Below are 16,684 nucleotides of genomic sequence, written 5' to 3'. Positions count from 1 at the left end.
AGCTTAATAAAGGTTATTGAAACCAATAACCTTACATGACTAAATTAAATTGATGACTCATTTAGATAATTTAAGGAGGTGATAGAGAAATAAAGGAATAAAGGAATAAAGGTATAAAGGTATAAACAAGAACAATATTTACTAATCCAATTTTTGATATAAAAAAACCAGCTATAAGCTGGTTCTTTTATGAAATTGGTATCCGGAGACGGACTTGAACTGTCACGGCTAGAATTAGATGCGGGGATTTTTTATCAGAGTTTACAGAATTCCGATTGCATTAAGCTTGGCATAAATTAAACGCTTATAAACTGGCTTATAAACTAAAAACTCAAATTTTAGATATAAAAAAACCAGCTATAAGCTGGTTCTTTTATGAAATTGGTGCCCAGAGACGGACTTGAACCGTCACGGCCAGAATTAGATGCGGGGATTTTAATATCAGAGTTTACGAAATCCCGATTGCATTCAGCTTGATATAACTTAAACGCTTATAAACTGAAACTCAAATTTCAGATATAAAAAAACCAGCTATAAGCTGGTTCTTTTATGAAATTGGTGCCCGGAGACGGACTTGAACCTTCACGGCCAGAATTAGATGCGGGGATTTTATTATCAAAGTTCACAGGCCCCCGATCACATTAAGCTTGGTACTTGGATTAAAATAATAAGTGCATAAATTAAACGCTTATAAACTGGCTTATAAACTAAAAACTCAAATTTTAGATATAAAAAAACCAGCTATAAGCTGGTTCTTTTATGAAATTGGTGCCCGGAGACGGACTTGAACCGTCACGACCATAAGTCGAGGGATTTTAAATCCCTTGTGTCTACCGATTTCACCACCCGGGCAAAGATTGTAATGGAGGCGGAACCCGGAGTCGAACCGAGGTGGATGGATTTGCAATCCACTGCATGGCCACTCTGCCATTCCGCCAAAACATTTGGAGCGGTACACGAGACTCGAACTCGTGACCCCGACCTTGGCAAGGTCGTGCTCTACCAACTGAGCTAGTACCGCATCACTATGTTTATCTCAAGAAGAACTAGTAAACTGTTTCCCCTCTCGATGTGTGCGCATTCTAATGATTCTTCACAATGAGTCAATAGAAATTATCACCTTTTTTGCTTCTTTTAAGTTGTTCGACGTTTTTTTAGACGAAGCGTTTAGATATTCACCAATTTAACCTATATTAATCTGCTTTTAGTCTTTCTTTAATCTACTTTGCTTTCATTGCTCTTTTTTAGCAAAGGCCATGCTGCTTTTAAATAAACTATCATCGACCATAATGTTAATGCAGTAGCAACATATAAGAAAATAAAACCTACCCATTCCATTACAGGTGAATATTGCCAAATTAATAAAAATAGCGCTAACATTTGTGATGCTGTTTTCACTTTACCGATCCAAGAAACAGCAACAATACCTCTTTCACCTAATTCAGCCATCCACTCTCGTAGTGCTGAGATAATAATTTCACGGCAAATCATAATCATGGCAGGAACGGTTATCCAAATAACCGCATAATGTTCAACGATCATGACTAATGCCACTGCGACCATTATTTTATCCGCAACGGGATCTAAAAATGCACCAAAAGCAGTTTGTTGATTTAAACGACGAGCTAAATAACCATCTAACCAATCTGTTATACCAGCGAGCCAAAAAATAAATGCCGCAGCAGGTGCTGACCATTCTGCTGGCAGGTAAAATATAACCACAAACACGGGGATCAAAAGAATTCGAAAACTAGTCAGTATATTGGGAATGTTAAGCATTAATGTATCCTTTAAGGTATGCCTGCTTATTTTGGCACTTTATGCTTTGTATTTGCAAACCCTTAACTCATAAAATAAACAATTAAAACGAATGCTTAGTGCCTTGATGTGTTTTTTAACAGTTTTACCTGAAAGTAGTTAAAAATTAACGATGGCTTCGCTAAATTTATCTGACTTTTATCTTGTTTGTATTAAAAACACAAAAAACTTATACCCGTTACCATTCAAAGTACAACATTCAGCAAGCAGTGAAATGAACAGATTCTAGACAGATAGAGGAAGACCTAACGGGTTAAATCGATACTTTCGAACAACGAGGTGTTTACTTCACCGCTTACACGCTAGGTCGTTAGCTTGAAACCAACTCTGCGTTGCAACCTTTGATAAAGATAAAGATAAGGAATAGGTATTGTCAACATGTTACGCCTTGATTTGAAGTCCAAGCTAACGACTGAACAAAGCATATTGAACGGTATAGGCTAAAAGTAATTTGAAAATTTATTAATTAAAACACTGAATCTTTTTCGTTAACAACAGTTATCAATAAAGCATTTAATATAAAGACGATTTACTTTATTCAAACTGATTTAGTTAATGATTCAGTGCTTCGTTAATAGTTTCAGCTAAACTTTTGCTTATGCCGTTCAACTTAGCTAATTCATCAACACTAGCCGACTTCACCCCTTGTAACCCTCCAAAATGATTGAGTAGCATTTGACGTCGTTTAGCGCCAACGCCAGCAATCCCTTCTAAGGTACTGGTTCGTCTTACTTTGTCTCGTTGTTGGCGATGGCCCATAATGGCAAAGCGATGTGATTCATCACGTATTTGCTGGATAAGATGTAATGCAGGTGAATCACTATTCATTTCTAAAATTTCATGACTATCCGCTAAGATCAACGTTTCTTCACCCGCTTTTCGTGCAACACCTTTAGCGATACCAATCAATAACGGGTATTTCTCAGGGAAATTATGTTCAAGCGAGCTAATGATATTTTCTGCTTGATTCAGTTGCCCTAGCCCACCATCGATAAAGATAATATCTGGTGTTGTTTCTGCACTTTGTAAATCTTTAAAACGTCTAGCGAGTACTTGCCCCATTGCCGCATAATCGTCACCTGGCGTAATGCCTGTAATATTAAATCGACGATAATCTGACTTTTTAGCGCCTTCTCGATTGAATACCACACAGGATGCCACGGTTTTTTCGCCCATCATGTGTGAGATGTCATAACATTCCATACGTTTGATCGGTTGAGTTAATTCAAGTTTTTCTTCTAGCAAGTTATAACGTTGTAGAATTGATTTTTGCTGACTCAAATGGGTGCTTAATGCAATATTTGCATTGGTTTTTGCTAATTTAGTAAAACGTGAACGCTCGCCACGCATGGTTATTTTAAGTTTAGTTTTATAACCGCTGTGCTCAGAGAACAACTCCTCAAATATCTCACGATCCGCAAAGTCATCGGTTAATAAAATTTCTCTAGGAATAGCTCTACCGTTTTGTCCTGATAAATAAAATTGGCTTAAGAAGCTACTAAGCACTTCTTCTTGAGAACTATTTTTAGGCACTTTAGGGAAGTAATTACGACTACCTAATACTCGCCCTTGGCGAATAAATAACATGTGGATACTCGCCACACCATGCTGATAAGCAAAACCTAATACATCTAACTGTTCAACTTCACCACTGACCCATTGCTGCTCTTGTACTTTTTTCAGTGATTGAATTTGATCTCGCCTTACCGCTGCTTTTTCAAATTCTAATGTATTACTAGCCGTTTCCATTTCAGTTACTAACTGCTCTATAACATGCTGACTTTTACCTTGTAAAAATGCAGTCGCTAATTCCACTTGGTGTGTATATTCCTGTTCTGGCATGGCATTAACACAAGGACCTAAACAGCGTTTTAATTGATACTGTAGGCAAGGACGTGAACGATTTTTATAATAACTATCTTCGCATTGACGTATAGGAAACAGTTTTTGCATTAAATGCAGGCTTTCACGTACTGCCCCACCACTTGGATAAGGCCCAAAGTAAGTACCTTTACGCTTTTTGTTTTGTGAACGAACTAACGTCAGCTGAGGATGTTTATGATCGCTTAAAAACAGATAAGGGTAAGATTTATCATCACGTAGTAGTACATTATATTTGGGTTTATGTTGCTTAATGAAGTTATGTTCAAGTATTAACGCTTCTGTTTCCGTATGCGTAATCGTCACTTCAATACGTACAATATGGCTAACGAGTGCTAATGTTTTAGGGTGTTTCTGGGTAAGACTAAAGTAACTCGCTAAACGCTTTTTAAGGTTTTTAGCTTTACCGATATAGATGATGGTATCTGTATCGTCGAACATTCGGTAAACACCAGGTTCGCTTGTTACTGTTTTTAGAAAAGCATCAGAGTTAAATTTGATCATAAGTTAAATTTGGCCATAAGCTACGTTTTGTTCACCAGTTAAATTTTATCTTTCATTAAGTTATGCACTTACTATTTGAATACAAGTGTTATCAAATAAGCTTCAATAGTACATATAAAAAGGCACCTAAAATAGGCGCCTAATTTATGTATTTGAAACCGGCTTTTAGAGCGTATCTGCATCTAACATGCCGTAACGGATAGCAAGGTGGGTTAATTCAACATCGCCTTGTACACCTAACTTATCAAATAAACGGTAACGGTAACTATTGACCGTTTTAGAGCTTAGACTTAGTTGCTCTGAAATATCAACAACACGTTGTCCTTTGGTTATCATCATCATGATCTGTAGTTCACGTTCCGATAATACTCGGAATGGATCTTCATCACTTGGTGACAATTGTGACAATGCCATTTGCTGTGCGATTTCAGGCGCTAAATAACGTTGCCCAGAATTCACAATACGAATTGCATTCAACACTTCATCAGGACAGGCCCCTTTGCTTAAATAGCCAGCCGCCCCTGCTTGCATTACTTTGGTTGGAAATGGATTTTCAGTATGCATCGTTAGCATAATGATTTTAATATCTTCATTAATGCGCAAAATCTTATGCATTGCATCAAGTCCACCGATACCAGGCATATTAATATCCATTAAGATTACGTCTGGCTCATTACTGCGGCACCACTTAACAGCGTCTTCTCCGCTTTCAGCTTCGCCAATTACTTTCATGCCTCGAACATCATCAATGATACGGCTTATCCCTGTACGAACTAATTCATGGTCATCGACCAGCAGGATATTTATCACTAAAACTTCTCCGTATAGAGCAAATAATTACTCATTCTACTAAATAGGCTAAAACTCATTTTGTCGTGAATCATGCTAACCACATAAAGAAACATCACATAATTAAAAAAAGCGATGTCCTGAGCGACCTAACAGTTATTAAGAAAGTCATCATAACTCGACTCAAAATAGTTGACCTACTTAATTATTTAATAGGTTTAGTTAATAAAAACAGGCAGATATTGTATTACACATTGATAATAAATATTACCTTAAGACCTGTTTTAATCGCATTATTCCCAATCATCTAACTTGAGTGAGCGATATCATAGCAAACTATTGATTATGAGGTGCATAAAAAAAAACCACTCGAAAGTGGCCTTATATTAACACTCAATAAATTACTTACTTATGTCATCAAAGAATGTTTTCAAACTATTCAAAAAACCTTCAGATTTAGGTTTATGCTTTTTACTGCTGCTTGAACATAAAGAACTTTCAAACTCTTTCAACAATTCTTTTTGCTTGATTGATAACTTAACCGGTGTTTCTACGGTCACTTTACACATCAAGTCACCTGTAGAATGGCTACGTACTGACTTAACGCCTTTATTACGCATACGGAACATACGTCCTGTTTGCGTTTCAGCAGGGATTTTAAGCTTCACACGTCCATCTAATGTAGGGACTTCAATTTCACCGCCCAACGCCGCTTCTGTAAAGCTAATCGGTACTTCACAATATAAGTCATTACCATCACGCTCAAACACATCATGTGGACGTACATTCATTTGTACGTACAAGTCACCTGCTGGTGCACCTTGCTCTCCAGCTTCGCCTTCACCGCTTAAACGGATACGGTCGCCAGTATCAACGCCTGCAGGAATTTTAACTGATAATGTTTTACTGCGTTCGTAACGGCCTTCACCATGACACTTGTTACATGGGTCAGTGATGATTTTACCTTTACCGCGACATGTAGGACAGGTTTGGTTAACCGCAAAGAAACCTTGACGCATTTGCACTTGGCCTTGGCCATGACACGTACCACAGGTTTTAGATTCAGTTCCTTTTTTAGCACCAGAACCATTACACTGCTCACAATGTACTAAAGTAGGAATTTGGATCTCTTTAGAGATACCTTTAACGGCCTCTTCTAATGTCAACTCCATATTGTAGCGTAGATCAGAACCTTGTTGCGCACGTTGTTGGCCACCGCCACGGCGCCCACCACCAAAGATATCTCCGAATATATCGTCAAAACCACCACCACCAAAACCACCACCACCGTGACCTTGTTGATTAACACCATCATGACCATATTGATCAAATGCCGCTTTCTTTTGAGGATCGCTAAGAATTTCGTAAGCTTCTTTTACTTCCTTGAACTTTTCTTCTAGCGCATCATCGCCTTTGGTACGGTCTGGATGGTACTTCATCGCTAAGCGTTTATAAGCTTTTTTAACTTCTTTTTCTGTCGCATCTCGGCCTAAACCAAGTACTTCATAACAATCTCGTTTAGACATGGTTATTTCTCAAATCTCTGTTTATTGAAAACAAACACGCGGATTATAGATAAATCCATAACCCGCGAGTTGAAACGATCTTACTTATTTAGGGGTTACCTAATTATTTTTTCTCGTCTTTTACTTCTTCAAACTCAGCATCAACGATATCATCATCTTGCTTAGCTTGTGCTTCAGGTTGCTCTGCACCTGCTTCACCAGCTTGTGCTTTCTGTTGAGCAATCTCACCTAGTTTTTGAGATGCTTCAGCAAGCGCTTGAGTTTTAGCTTCGATTTCAGCTTTATCTTCGCCTTTAGACGCAGTTTCAAGTTCAGCTAGTGCAGCTTCAATTTTCTCTTTTTCGTCAGCAGGTAGTGCATCGCCAGCTTCTTCGATTTGTTTCTTAGTTGCATGAACTAAAGCATCAGCTTGGTTACGTGCAGTAACGACTTCTTCAAACTTTTTATCTGCATCAGCATTTGCTTCAGCATCATTTACCATTTTTTCAATCTCTTCGTCAGATAGACCTGAGCTTGATTTAATCGTAATTTTTTGTTCTTGGTTTGTATCTTTATCTTTAGCAGATACATGCAAAATACCATCAGCATCCATATCGAAAGTAACTTCGATTTGTGGTGCACCGCGCGTTGCAGCACGAATACCTTCAAGGTTAAATTGACCTAGAGATTTGTTATCTGCAGCACGTTTACGCTCACCTTGAAGAATGTGAATTGTTACCGCACTTTGGTTATCTTCAGCAGTAGAGAACGTTTGTGACTGTTTAGTTGGGATAGTTGTATTTTTCTCGATAACTTTCGTTAATACGCCACCCATTGTTTCGATACCTAAAGATAACGGTGTAACGTCTAATAATAGAACGTCAGTTTTGTCACCTGAAAGTACAGCACCTTGAATCGCAGCACCCATTGCAACAGCTTCATCAGGGTTAACATCTTTACGAGCCGCTTTACCAAAGAATTCAGCAACAGTTGCTTGCACTAAAGGCATACGTGTTTGGCCACCAACTAAGATAACGTCATCGATATCGCCAACAGACAAATCAGCATCTTTAAGCGCAATACGTAAAGGCTCAAGTGTTGCTTTAATCATATCTTCAACTAAAGACTCTAATTTAGAACGCGTTACTTTAATGTTTAAATGTTTAGGACCTGATGCATCTGCAGTGATGTAAGGCAGGTTGATATCAGTTTGTTGTGCAGAAGAAAGCTCGATTTTTGCTTTTTCAGCTGCTTCTTTAACACGTTGCATTGCAAGTGGATCTTTAGTTAGATCGAAGTTTTGGTCTTTTTGGAACTCTTTAACTAAGAAGTTAATTAGACGGTTATCGAAATCTTCACCACCTAAGTGTGTATCACCATTAGTTGCTAGTACTTCAAATGTTTTTTCGCCATCTACTTCATCGATTTCAATGATTGAGATATCGAAAGTACCACCACCTAAGTCGTATACAGCAACAACGCTGTCGCCTTTAGAGTTATTAACACCGTATGCGAATGCAGCAGCCGTTGGCTCATTGATGATACGTTTAACATCAAGACCAGCGATACGACCAGCATCTTTAGTTGCTTGACGTTGTGCATCATTAAAGTAAGCAGGTACAGTAATTACAGCACCAGATACTTTTTCGCCTAGGTAATCTTCAGCTGTTTTTTTCATTTTTTTCAACACTTCAGCAGAGATTTGCGGTGGAGCCATTTTGTTTCCACGCGCTTCAACCCATGCATCACCGTTATCAGCTTTTACGATTTTGTAAGGCATGATTTTAATATCACGTTGTACTTCTTCGTCTTCAAAGCGACGACCGATAAGACGTTTAATAGCAAATAGAGTGTTTTGCGGATTAGTAACAGATTGACGTTTAGCAGGTTGACCTACTAATATTTCGCCATCTTCTGCATAAGCAATGATCGAAGGAGTTGTGCGCTCACCTTCTGCATTTTCAATAATTTTAGCTACATCACCATCCAATACAGAAACACATGAATTTGTAGTACCTAAATCAATACCGATAATTTTACCCATTTTAACTCTCTCCACACTTGTTAATGTTGTTACTTGTTTAGTTGACTATCTGCACGCTGGCAGTGTCTGTTCGATACTTTATATATAAGGGGCTATTTCTGTGTTTCAAGGGCAACTAGCAAAATAAATGCAATTTTTTTTAAAATAAATAAAAAAAGTGACACAACTTAATCGTATTAACCATCAAGCAATAGGCAATATCAAATAAATATTAAAGTAGCTCATTAAAGGAAAGATAAAAGCAGTAGTATCCAAGGCCACTAACTTATAAAGTATTAACTAATAATCAATAAGTTAAAGAAAACATGTGTTAGCTAAACTACGCTTATTCATAGACAAAAGTAATTTAAATAGATACATGAATAAAAAAGATGAGGTGAAGAGTAAAAAGAAGGAACCACGTCATACTAAGTTAGCGAATGAAAACTGTTAGCGAATAAAAATTATTTTTAACCTCTAGAAAATAAATCACCAGATACAAAAAAAGCACCGAAGTGCCTTTTTTCTATCAATAATTAATTGATGGTATTTTTATAACGCACTCATTACTCAGCGGCTTTTGAAACCACAACCATTGCAGGACGAATAACTTGACCACCGCTTAATTCATAGCCTTTTTGCATTACAGCAACAACTTGGTTAGGTTCAACGCCTTCAACAAACTGCATGCTCATTGCTTGATGCTTTTCAGGGTTTAATGCTTCACCCATTGGATCAATTTGTTGAATACCGATACTTGAAATTGCTTTCAGTAATTCAGTTAATGTCATTTGAACACCGTCAACCATAGGTTTCAGCGTTTCATTTTCTTTATCAGCGTGCAGAATTGCTAATTCTAAATGATCAACAACAGGTGTTAATGCATTAGCAAATGTTTTTAATACTGATTTACGACGATTCTCTGCATCAATACCCGCTTTACGAATTTCGTTTTGAGAGAATGCTTGAGCACGGATCACAAGATCTTTTTGCTCTTTAATTTCTTCTTCAGCTGCCGCTAGCTTTTTAGTTAACTCTTCAATCAAAGCCGCTTGATCATCGCCTTTGTCTGCAACTACTTCTTCTACTAACTCAGCTTCAACCGCTTCGTCACCCAAAACAGTTTCAATTGCTTCTTCTACAGTCTTTTTTTGTTCTTCACTCATAGTTAAATCCTACCTAATGTCGTTTGGTCAATATTATACGCTCTATTATGGGGATAGTATTAATAGTTTCAAGCCTGTTAATAAAAACATTTTTAAGAGGTATACTGAAAACCATTACATTTTATTGAATAGGCATTTTATGAGTCTGAATAGTGAGCAACAAAGCCAATTTAAAACCATCGGGTTAATTGGCAAACCACAGCACAGTGAAGCATTACAAACGCTAACTAGTTTATACTTTTTTTTGCAAGCCAAAGGTCATTCAATCATTGTCGATATTCGTCTTGCCGATGACTTAGAATTACCACAAATACGTTATGAAGATTTAGTCGGCATCGGCCAAAAATGTGATTTAGCTATTGTGGTCGGTGGTGATGGCTACATGTTAGGAGCTGCAAGAGTGCTCGCAAGATTCGACATTTCAGTAATTGGAGTTAATCGAGGTAATTTAGGTTTTTTAACAGACTTAGATCCTGAAGACTTTGAAAAGCCGCTAACTGAAGTATTGGAAGGGACCTACCAAACCGAGAACCGTTTTTTATTAGAAGCACAAGTTTACAGTCATGGGCATTTAAAAAGCAGTAGCACAGCGGTTAATGAAGCAGTATTACACCCTGATAAAATTGCGCATATGATTGAATTTGAAGTGTATGTTAATGATAACTTCATGATCAATCAACGTGCAGATGGTTTGATTCTATCCACTCCAACAGGTTCAACAGCTTACTCATTATCAGGAGGCGGCCCAATATTAACACCTAAACTAGATGCAATTAGTTTATTACCCATGTTCCCACATACACTTAACAGCCGCCCTATTGTTATTGATGCCAATAGTGTTGTGCGATTAAAAATAGCGCAATCTAATACAACAGAAATGCAAATTAGCTGCGATAGTCATGTTAACTTATCGGTTTTGCCTGGCGATGAAGTGGTGATTAAAAAGACACAACATAAGTTGAATTTATTACACCCACAAAACTATAACTACTTCCATGTATTACATAATAAATTTGGTTGGGGTAATAAACTTTTTTAACCTCACTTTGCTTTCAGTACTTTTATCTGTCATTCAAAGTACTGAAAGTGATCCTTAATATTGTCTCTTACCCAACTTTCAAACTAATTTCTTTCTCCCTGCAAAATTTAAATTATTTACATAAAATAGATAAGCAACACTTTACTGTTTAAAAAAACAGTACTAAACTACATTCTTAAGCTGTATCTTTAACCAGTAGTTTTATCGTTGTTAATATCATCATAGGATGTCAATTTTATGCTAAGCCAATTAACCGTTCAGCACTTTGCAATCGTCAAATTTCTAGAGCTCGATTTTCACCAAGGCATGACCACCATTACTGGTGAAACAGGGGCGGGTAAATCAATCGCCATTGATGCACTTGGTTTATGTTTAGGTGCGCGAGCTGATGCAGGAATGATCCGCCAAGGAACAGATAAAGCAGAAGTCAGTGCTCGTTTTAATTTAAGCGATACACCAAATGCTTTGACCTGGTTAAAAAATAACGACCTAGAAAATAGCCTCAGTGATAACGCTAATGAATGTTTGCTGCGTCGAGTGATCACCCGAGAAGGACGTTCACGCGCTTACATTAACGCAATACCAGTACCGTTATCACAGCTAAAAAGCTTGGGGCAATTACTGGTTAATATCCACGGACAACATGCTCACCAAAGCCTACTACGCAGTGACATACAGTTATCGATTATTGATGAATATGCAAATCATCAACAACTATTACAAAAAGTAAAAGACACCTACCAAGGCTGCCATTTTCTGAAAAAACAGTTACAACAACAGCAACTTAGCCAACAAGAAAAACAAGCACGTAAACAATTACTTGAATATCAAATTATTGAATTGGATGAGTTTGCATTAGCTGAAAATGAATTTGCAGAGATTGAAGCTGAACATAAAAAATTAGCAAACAGTGGTGCGCTTATTGAAAACTCTCAAAAAAGCTTAAACTTATTAACCGATTCAGATGAAGTAGATACATTAAGCTTATTACAAAAAAGTATTTCCTTACTTGAATCACAAGTACAACACGATAATAAACTAACCAATATTCTAGAGTCATTACAAGAAGCTGCAATTCAAATTGAAGAAGCTGGTTATGAGTTGCGCCAATACTGCGAACAACTAGAGCTAGATCCAGAGCAATTTGAACAATTAGAGTCACGGTTAAGCCAAGCAATGACCCTATCTCGAAAACACCAAATTCAACCGGAAATGCTTTATTCATTTCATCAAAAATTAAGTAAAGAGTATCAGCAACTTAATAATAGCGAAGCGCAAATTGAGCAGTTAACTATAGAACTAGATAATGCAAAACAAGATTACATAAAACATGCACAAAAACTAAGCCAAAGCCGTCAACGCTACGCAAAAGAATTAAGCAAAAAAATCACTAAAAGTATTCAAAAATTGAATATGGAAGATGGGCAATTTGAAGTCGCAATGACACAACATGACACTGATAGTTTAAGCCCTCTTGGTATTGATGGAATTGAATTCCAAGTTGCCGCTAATGCGGGTCAAGGGCTACAAAACTTAGGAAAAGTTGCTTCAGGTGGTGAACTATCACGTATTAGTTTAGCAATTCAAGTTATTATCAGCCAACGCATTTCAACCCCTACATTAATTTTTGATGAAGTTGATGTTGGTATCAGTGGTGCAACGGCAGCCGTCGTCGGTAATTTGTTACGTCAATTAGGTGAAAGTACTCAAATATTATGTGTAACACATCTTCCACAGGTAGCTGGAAATGGTCATCAACAAATGACGGTAAATAAACATAGTGATGGTAAGAGCACCAACACTATGATGCAATTATTAGATGAAACACAACGCGTTCAGGAATTAGCAAGGTTACTAGGTGGGGATAGTATTACCGAACATACATTAGCGAATGCTAAAGAGCTGTTAATAGTTAAAAGTTAAAATAACCGTCGAATGACTATCATTATCTAGCTCTTGCTTTTTTGCAGGGGCTTTTCACATCTTATTTACGCATATCACAACACACTGTTTTTAATGCCTGGCTCATTAAAAAACTTTCACTCAGGCTATTAGGGCCATTACTGATGGCACTCAATGAACAGTAAATTACCCTTCAAAAAAAGAGAAAAAACAAACATACATGCCTTTTCTACTCTTTAAAGAGTGAAGCCTAATGTTTAGTGTTTAGTGTTTGCAGCAAAAAAATCATTCTTTTGAGACATCAGCTTAATAATTTCAGTAGAGTGGATAGGCTTAGAGATTAAGTACCCTTGCAGGTAATCACAATCATTTTCAAATAACCATTGAGCCTGTTCTTCACATTCCACACCTTCAGCTACTAATTGTAGTCCCATTCCTTTAGCAAGACCGATGATTGAACGAACAATGCAGATATCTTCTTCACCGCTAGGTAAACCATCAACAAAAGACTTATCAATTTTCAACTTAGAGACATTTAAGTTCTTTAAACGAGAAAGTGAAGAATACCCCGTGCCAAAGTCATCAATAGACAACTTAATACCTAAATCCGTTAGCTTTTCCATTTGTTTAGACAACACTTCAAAATCGCCTGCTATCAATTCTTCTACGATTTCAAATTCAATTAATGACGTCGATACCTGATAGGCATCTAAACAGTGTTGTATCTGCTTAATTAAGAGTGGAGAAAACAGTTGTTCGGAAGATATATTGACAGATACTTTTTTAAGGTTTAAACCTAAGTTAATAAACTCTTTAATATCCATACAAGTTTGTTCAAAAATAACATTACCCAGTTCACCCATTAACCCTAATCGCTTAGCAATGGGTAAAATGATATTAGGGGTAATAACCCCTTTAACAGGATGTAGCCAACGTACTAAGGCTTCCAAAGCAAAACCAGACGTTTGATAATCTTGTTTTATAATTGGCTGATAAAAAGCTACGATTTCACCATTATGCAAAGCATCAACAAATTCTTTTTCAAGTACGGCTTCTTCTTGATGCTCTATTAACCAAATAGGATTAAAATAAGAGATTGAACCATTACCCTCTTGCTTAGCTTTTAGCATTGCAATTTCAGCTTTACGAAGCGGATCTTTATCCACTAACTCACTGACATTACAACTAAATACTCCCAGGCTAGCCGTTAAATTGATCACTTCATTGCTCAGTGTTTTAAATTCATCAATAAACTGCGCTTTGATGTCTAAAACTACCTCGTCCAATTGACGTTTATCTATGATAGTAGGTAACCATAAGGAAAAGAGATCCCCTCCAACCCTAGAAAGGCTATAAGAAGCTTCACAAGTGACTTTCTCTAATCGACGAGCTACTTCACACAATAATTTGTTGGCAAAATCATAGCTAAATCGGGTATTAATATTAGTAAAATCATCCAAACCGATCAGAATGACAGCAAATTTACTATTGCAAATGGCATGGGTGATATCTTGAGTTATTCTTTTTTGGAAGAAAAAACGATTCTCTAAACAAGTTAATGGATCAACTCTTTCCATATAACGCATTTTTTGTTTTTCAAAAAACCAATAAGATTGGGCATAAACGAGTGAAATACTATCCGCTACCGAAGCCGCATAAGATATTTCTGCCATATCCCAATGTTGCACAGTAAGTGTTTGTTCAATACAAAGTACTCCCGCCAGTTTTCCATCTCTAAATATAGGGGCATCAAGCATCGACATAACATTTAATGGTGTTAAATAACCATCAAGGAACTCTCGGGTGCGGTAATCCGTTCTAGCATTATCAGCGTTGATAACTCTACTTGTATTAAGTGCTTTAAAATATTCGGGATAAGTTGTTTCAGGAATTTCTAAGCCAGCTTCAAATTTATCTTCGGCTTTTACATAAAGATAATGACAAACAATAGTTTTTTTGTTTTCGCTGAAAAGCCATAGACTTGCACGCGCTACATTTAATAATTGACAACAAGATTTTAGAATGACTTGTATTTTAATATCTGAATCATCTTTATCTGATTGGCTATTTTGCACACCTAAATTCGTTAAAGATTGTTGTAACGTTAAAAACTTATCCAGTAAATGCATGAAAGTTACCCTTAATCAATCTTTACACCTTATATGTCAATTTTTTATAAGCTGCATTCATCAATGCGACTATTTAATGTATTGATGAGAAGATCATCTACACCACAATAAAACCATTCTATGATAATAAAGCTTACAATTGATACAAAAATACATCTAAAGTAATAAACTTTTATTAAATTAATGACTCTAAAGCACTAAGTTAGGCTAAAATATGCCATCAACACCTATTGAAAGTAGCAGAAAAAATAAAATCAGCCATTTAATCATTTAGTAAGTAGATAAGCTCAAAAGCGATTCATTTGTAATCCCTTTGTATTTATTGAACTAGTAGAGACTTAAACCATCTAAATATTTTTATCGAGGAACAAAGCTATCAATTAAATACTTTGCTATATTAAAAACACTTTTTATGACTGGTTTTAAAAATGAAAAAAATTCTATTACTGCTTTCTATCATTGTGCTTTCAGGTTGTTCACAATTCGCATCAGATATTGAAGATGTGCCTTTATCAACGAACCTAACCTGGGAGCAACAGCAGCAAAAGTTACAACAACTTGATCATTGGACGCTCACCGGTAAATTAGCAATCTTTCTTGAAAATGATCGTCAAACTGCCAATATATATTGGAAACAACAAGGCGATAACTATTCTATTCAATTAACCACCTTTATTGGTACTCGCATTTTGCAAGTCACTAAAAATGCACAAGGTGTTGAGATCATTAATAATGATGATGAAGTATTTACAGGGAAAGATGCAAACACATTAATTAAGCAGTTATCTCCTGGCCTAGACTTACCTATTTCAGCTTTACAACAATGGATTAAAAGTAACCCTGCTAATGCGTCATACCAACTAAATGACCAACAACAAGTTAGTGATATTTTAGGCTTCGACGCAAGTCAAAACATATGGGAAGTTAGCTTTCAGCAATACCAAAACTTCTCTGGCATAGCCCTACCTAAGAGAGTTGACCTTAAACGAGATAATATCCGCCTTAAAATTGCCATTAATCAATGGAAAGTAGAAAATTAATCGAGCTTATTATGCATCCAGATACTATTCGCTGGCCTGCGCCAGCTAAATTAAACCTTTTTCTTTACATCACAGGGCAACGTCCCGATGGTTATCATGAATTACAAACACTATTTCAGTTTATCGATCGCTGTGATTACCTTACTATTCATGCCAACATCAGTGGCAATATAACCATTAGCCCTGCTATTCCAGATGTCCCACTTGAAAGTAACCTCATTTATAAAGCAGCGATGCTACTTAAAGAACATGCCAACTGTTCGTTTGGTGCACATATCGAGTTAGAGAAAAACTTGCCAATGGGAGGAGGTTTAGGTGGTGGTTCTTCAGATGCAGCAACCACATTAGTTGCGCTAAATTACCACTGGAATTTAAACTTAAGCGAGCACGTTTTGTCTGAGTTAGGCAAAAGCTTAGGTGCTGACGTGCCTATTTTTGTACACGGAAAAGCTGCGATTGCTGAAGGGGTAGGAGAAAAATTGCATTCTATTTCCACTGAACAATCACACTACCTTGTTGCGACTCCTAGTTGTCATATTTCTACACCGGATGTTTTTAAAAATCCAGATCTAAAAAGAAACAGTAAAAAGCTTTCCCACCAAGAACTTATGAACAATAAATGGACAAATGATTGTGAACCTTGTGTTAAAAAACATTATCCCGAGGTTGCTAATACTATCGACTGGTTGCTAGAATACGCACCAACTCAAATGACAGGGACAGGCGCATGTGTTTTTAGCACATTTAGCCATGCTAATGAAGCTGAGTTATTAGCACAAAAAATGCCAGAATGGTTGAATTGTTTCACCGCGGAAGGCTTAAATATTTCACCACTTCGTGAATTATTGACTACAAAAAATCAGACTAATCAATTTGCTTTATAATTGA

General features: G+C 36.8%; 11 protein-coding genes and 3 tRNA genes. 4 read left to right on the top strand and 10 right to left on the bottom strand.

Annotated features, from left to right (window positions below):
- Nucleotides 1-766: 766 nt before the first annotated feature.
- From GQR59_RS04250 to grpE, 9 genes are all read right to left on the bottom strand, one after another.
- Nucleotides 767-852: transfer RNA gene (locus tag GQR59_RS04250), tRNA-Leu, on the bottom strand.
- 11 nt (nt 853-863) lie between these two features.
- Nucleotides 864-937: transfer RNA gene (locus GQR59_RS04245), tRNA-Cys, on the bottom strand.
- 8 nt (nt 938-945) lie between these two features.
- Nucleotides 946-1,021 (bottom strand) — tRNA-Gly (locus GQR59_RS04240).
- A gap of 194 nt (nt 1,022-1,215) precedes the next feature.
- Entirely contained in the window at nt 1,216-1,779 is a 564-nt protein-coding gene (gene pgsA / locus GQR59_RS04235; protein ID WP_160060834.1) for a CDP-diacylglycerol--glycerol-3-phosphate 3-phosphatidyltransferase, read from the bottom strand.
- A gap of 591 nt (nt 1,780-2,370) precedes the next feature.
- Nucleotides 2,371-4,203, bottom strand: a complete 1,833-nt coding sequence (uvrC, locus tag GQR59_RS04230; protein WP_160060833.1) for an excinuclease ABC subunit UvrC — start codon at nt 4,201-4,203, stop codon at nt 2,371-2,373.
- A gap of 165 nt (nt 4,204-4,368) precedes the next feature.
- Nucleotides 4,369-5,013 (bottom strand): UvrY/SirA/GacA family response regulator transcription factor, encoded by a 645-nt coding sequence (uvrY, locus tag GQR59_RS04225; RefSeq protein WP_025563534.1) that lies wholly within the window; start codon nt 5,011-5,013, stop codon nt 4,369-4,371.
- Between the two features lie 380 nt (nt 5,014-5,393).
- Nucleotides 5,394-6,518 carry a molecular chaperone DnaJ gene (gene dnaJ, locus GQR59_RS04220; RefSeq protein WP_160060832.1) on the bottom strand — a complete coding sequence of 375 codons (1,125 nt, stop codon included), beginning with the start codon at nt 6,516-6,518 and terminating at the stop codon, nt 5,394-5,396.
- A gap of 103 nt (nt 6,519-6,621) precedes the next feature.
- Entirely contained in the window at nt 6,622-8,541 is a 1,920-nt protein-coding gene (gene dnaK, locus GQR59_RS04215) for a molecular chaperone DnaK (protein ID WP_160060831.1), read from the bottom strand.
- Between the two features lie 545 nt (nt 8,542-9,086).
- Complete coding sequence (grpE, locus tag GQR59_RS04210; protein WP_160060830.1) at nt 9,087-9,686, bottom strand: nucleotide exchange factor GrpE; 600 nt, start codon at nt 9,684-9,686, stop codon at nt 9,087-9,089.
- Nucleotides 9,687-9,825: 139 nt separating this feature from the next.
- Between grpE and nadK the strand changes: the two genes are divergently transcribed.
- Both nadK and recN read left to right on the top strand, forming a co-directional pair.
- A complete protein-coding gene (gene nadK / locus GQR59_RS04205) occupies nt 9,826-10,725 on the top strand; it encodes an NAD(+) kinase (RefSeq protein WP_160060829.1) in 900 nt (299 codons plus the stop codon).
- A gap of 237 nt (nt 10,726-10,962) precedes the next feature.
- On the top strand, nt 10,963-12,648 hold the full coding sequence (gene recN / locus GQR59_RS04200) for a DNA repair protein RecN (RefSeq protein WP_160060828.1): 1,686 nt from the start codon (nt 10,963-10,965) through the stop codon (nt 12,646-12,648).
- A 236-nt stretch (nt 12,649-12,884) separates the two neighbouring features.
- On the opposite strand, the gene GQR59_RS04195 is transcribed toward recN, so the two are convergent.
- Nucleotides 12,885-14,756, bottom strand: a complete 1,872-nt coding sequence (locus tag GQR59_RS04195; protein ID WP_160060827.1) for a sensor domain-containing phosphodiesterase — start codon at nt 14,754-14,756, stop codon at nt 12,885-12,887.
- A 428-nt stretch (nt 14,757-15,184) separates the two neighbouring features.
- Between GQR59_RS04195 and lolB the strand changes: the two genes are divergently transcribed.
- Complete coding sequence (gene lolB, locus GQR59_RS04190) at nt 15,185-15,796, top strand: lipoprotein insertase outer membrane protein LolB (protein WP_160060826.1); 612 nt, start codon at nt 15,185-15,187, stop codon at nt 15,794-15,796.
- Between the two features lie 11 nt (nt 15,797-15,807).
- Entirely contained in the window at nt 15,808-16,680 is an 873-nt protein-coding gene (gene ispE / locus GQR59_RS04185; RefSeq protein WP_160062390.1) for a 4-(cytidine 5'-diphospho)-2-C-methyl-D-erythritol kinase, read from the top strand.
- The last annotated feature ends 4 nt before the right edge of the window (nt 16,681-16,684 follow it).

Origin of the sequence: Psychromonas sp. L1A2 (assembly GCF_009828855.1) — a bacterium.
In the GTDB taxonomy this organism is placed as follows: Bacteria; Pseudomonadota; Gammaproteobacteria; order Enterobacterales; family Psychromonadaceae; genus Psychromonas.
The sequence above is the reverse complement of the archived record's forward strand: the minus strand, read 5'-3'. Positions and strand labels throughout refer to the sequence as shown.

Bases quoted from the DNA above. Each gene is read 5' to 3' on its own strand.
- dnaK (WP_160060831.1), bottom strand. From the start codon at position 8,541: ATGGGTAAAATTATCGGTATTGATTTAGGTACTACAAATTCATGTGTT.
- ispE (WP_160062390.1), top strand. From the start codon at position 15,808: ATGCATCCAGATACTATTCGCTGGCCTGCGCCAGCTAAATTAAACCTT.
- lolB (WP_160060826.1), top strand. From the start codon at position 15,185: ATGAAAAAAATTCTATTACTGCTTTCTATCATTGTGCTTTCAGGTTGT.
- nadK (WP_160060829.1), top strand. From the start codon at position 9,826: ATGAGTCTGAATAGTGAGCAACAAAGCCAATTTAAAACCATCGGGTTA.
- pgsA (WP_160060834.1), bottom strand. From the start codon at position 1,779: ATGCTTAACATTCCCAATATACTGACTAGTTTTCGAATTCTTTTGATC.
- uvrC (WP_160060833.1), bottom strand. From the start codon at position 4,203: ATGATCAAATTTAACTCTGATGCTTTTCTAAAAACAGTAACAAGCGAA.
- dnaJ (WP_160060832.1), bottom strand. From the start codon at position 6,518: ATGTCTAAACGAGATTGTTATGAAGTACTTGGTTTAGGCCGAGATGCG.
- GQR59_RS04195 (WP_160060827.1), bottom strand. From the start codon at position 14,756: ATGCATTTACTGGATAAGTTTTTAACGTTACAACAATCTTTAACGAAT.
- recN (WP_160060828.1), top strand. From the start codon at position 10,963: ATGCTAAGCCAATTAACCGTTCAGCACTTTGCAATCGTCAAATTTCTA.
- grpE (WP_160060830.1), bottom strand. From the start codon at position 9,686: ATGAGTGAAGAACAAAAAAAGACTGTAGAAGAAGCAATTGAAACTGTT.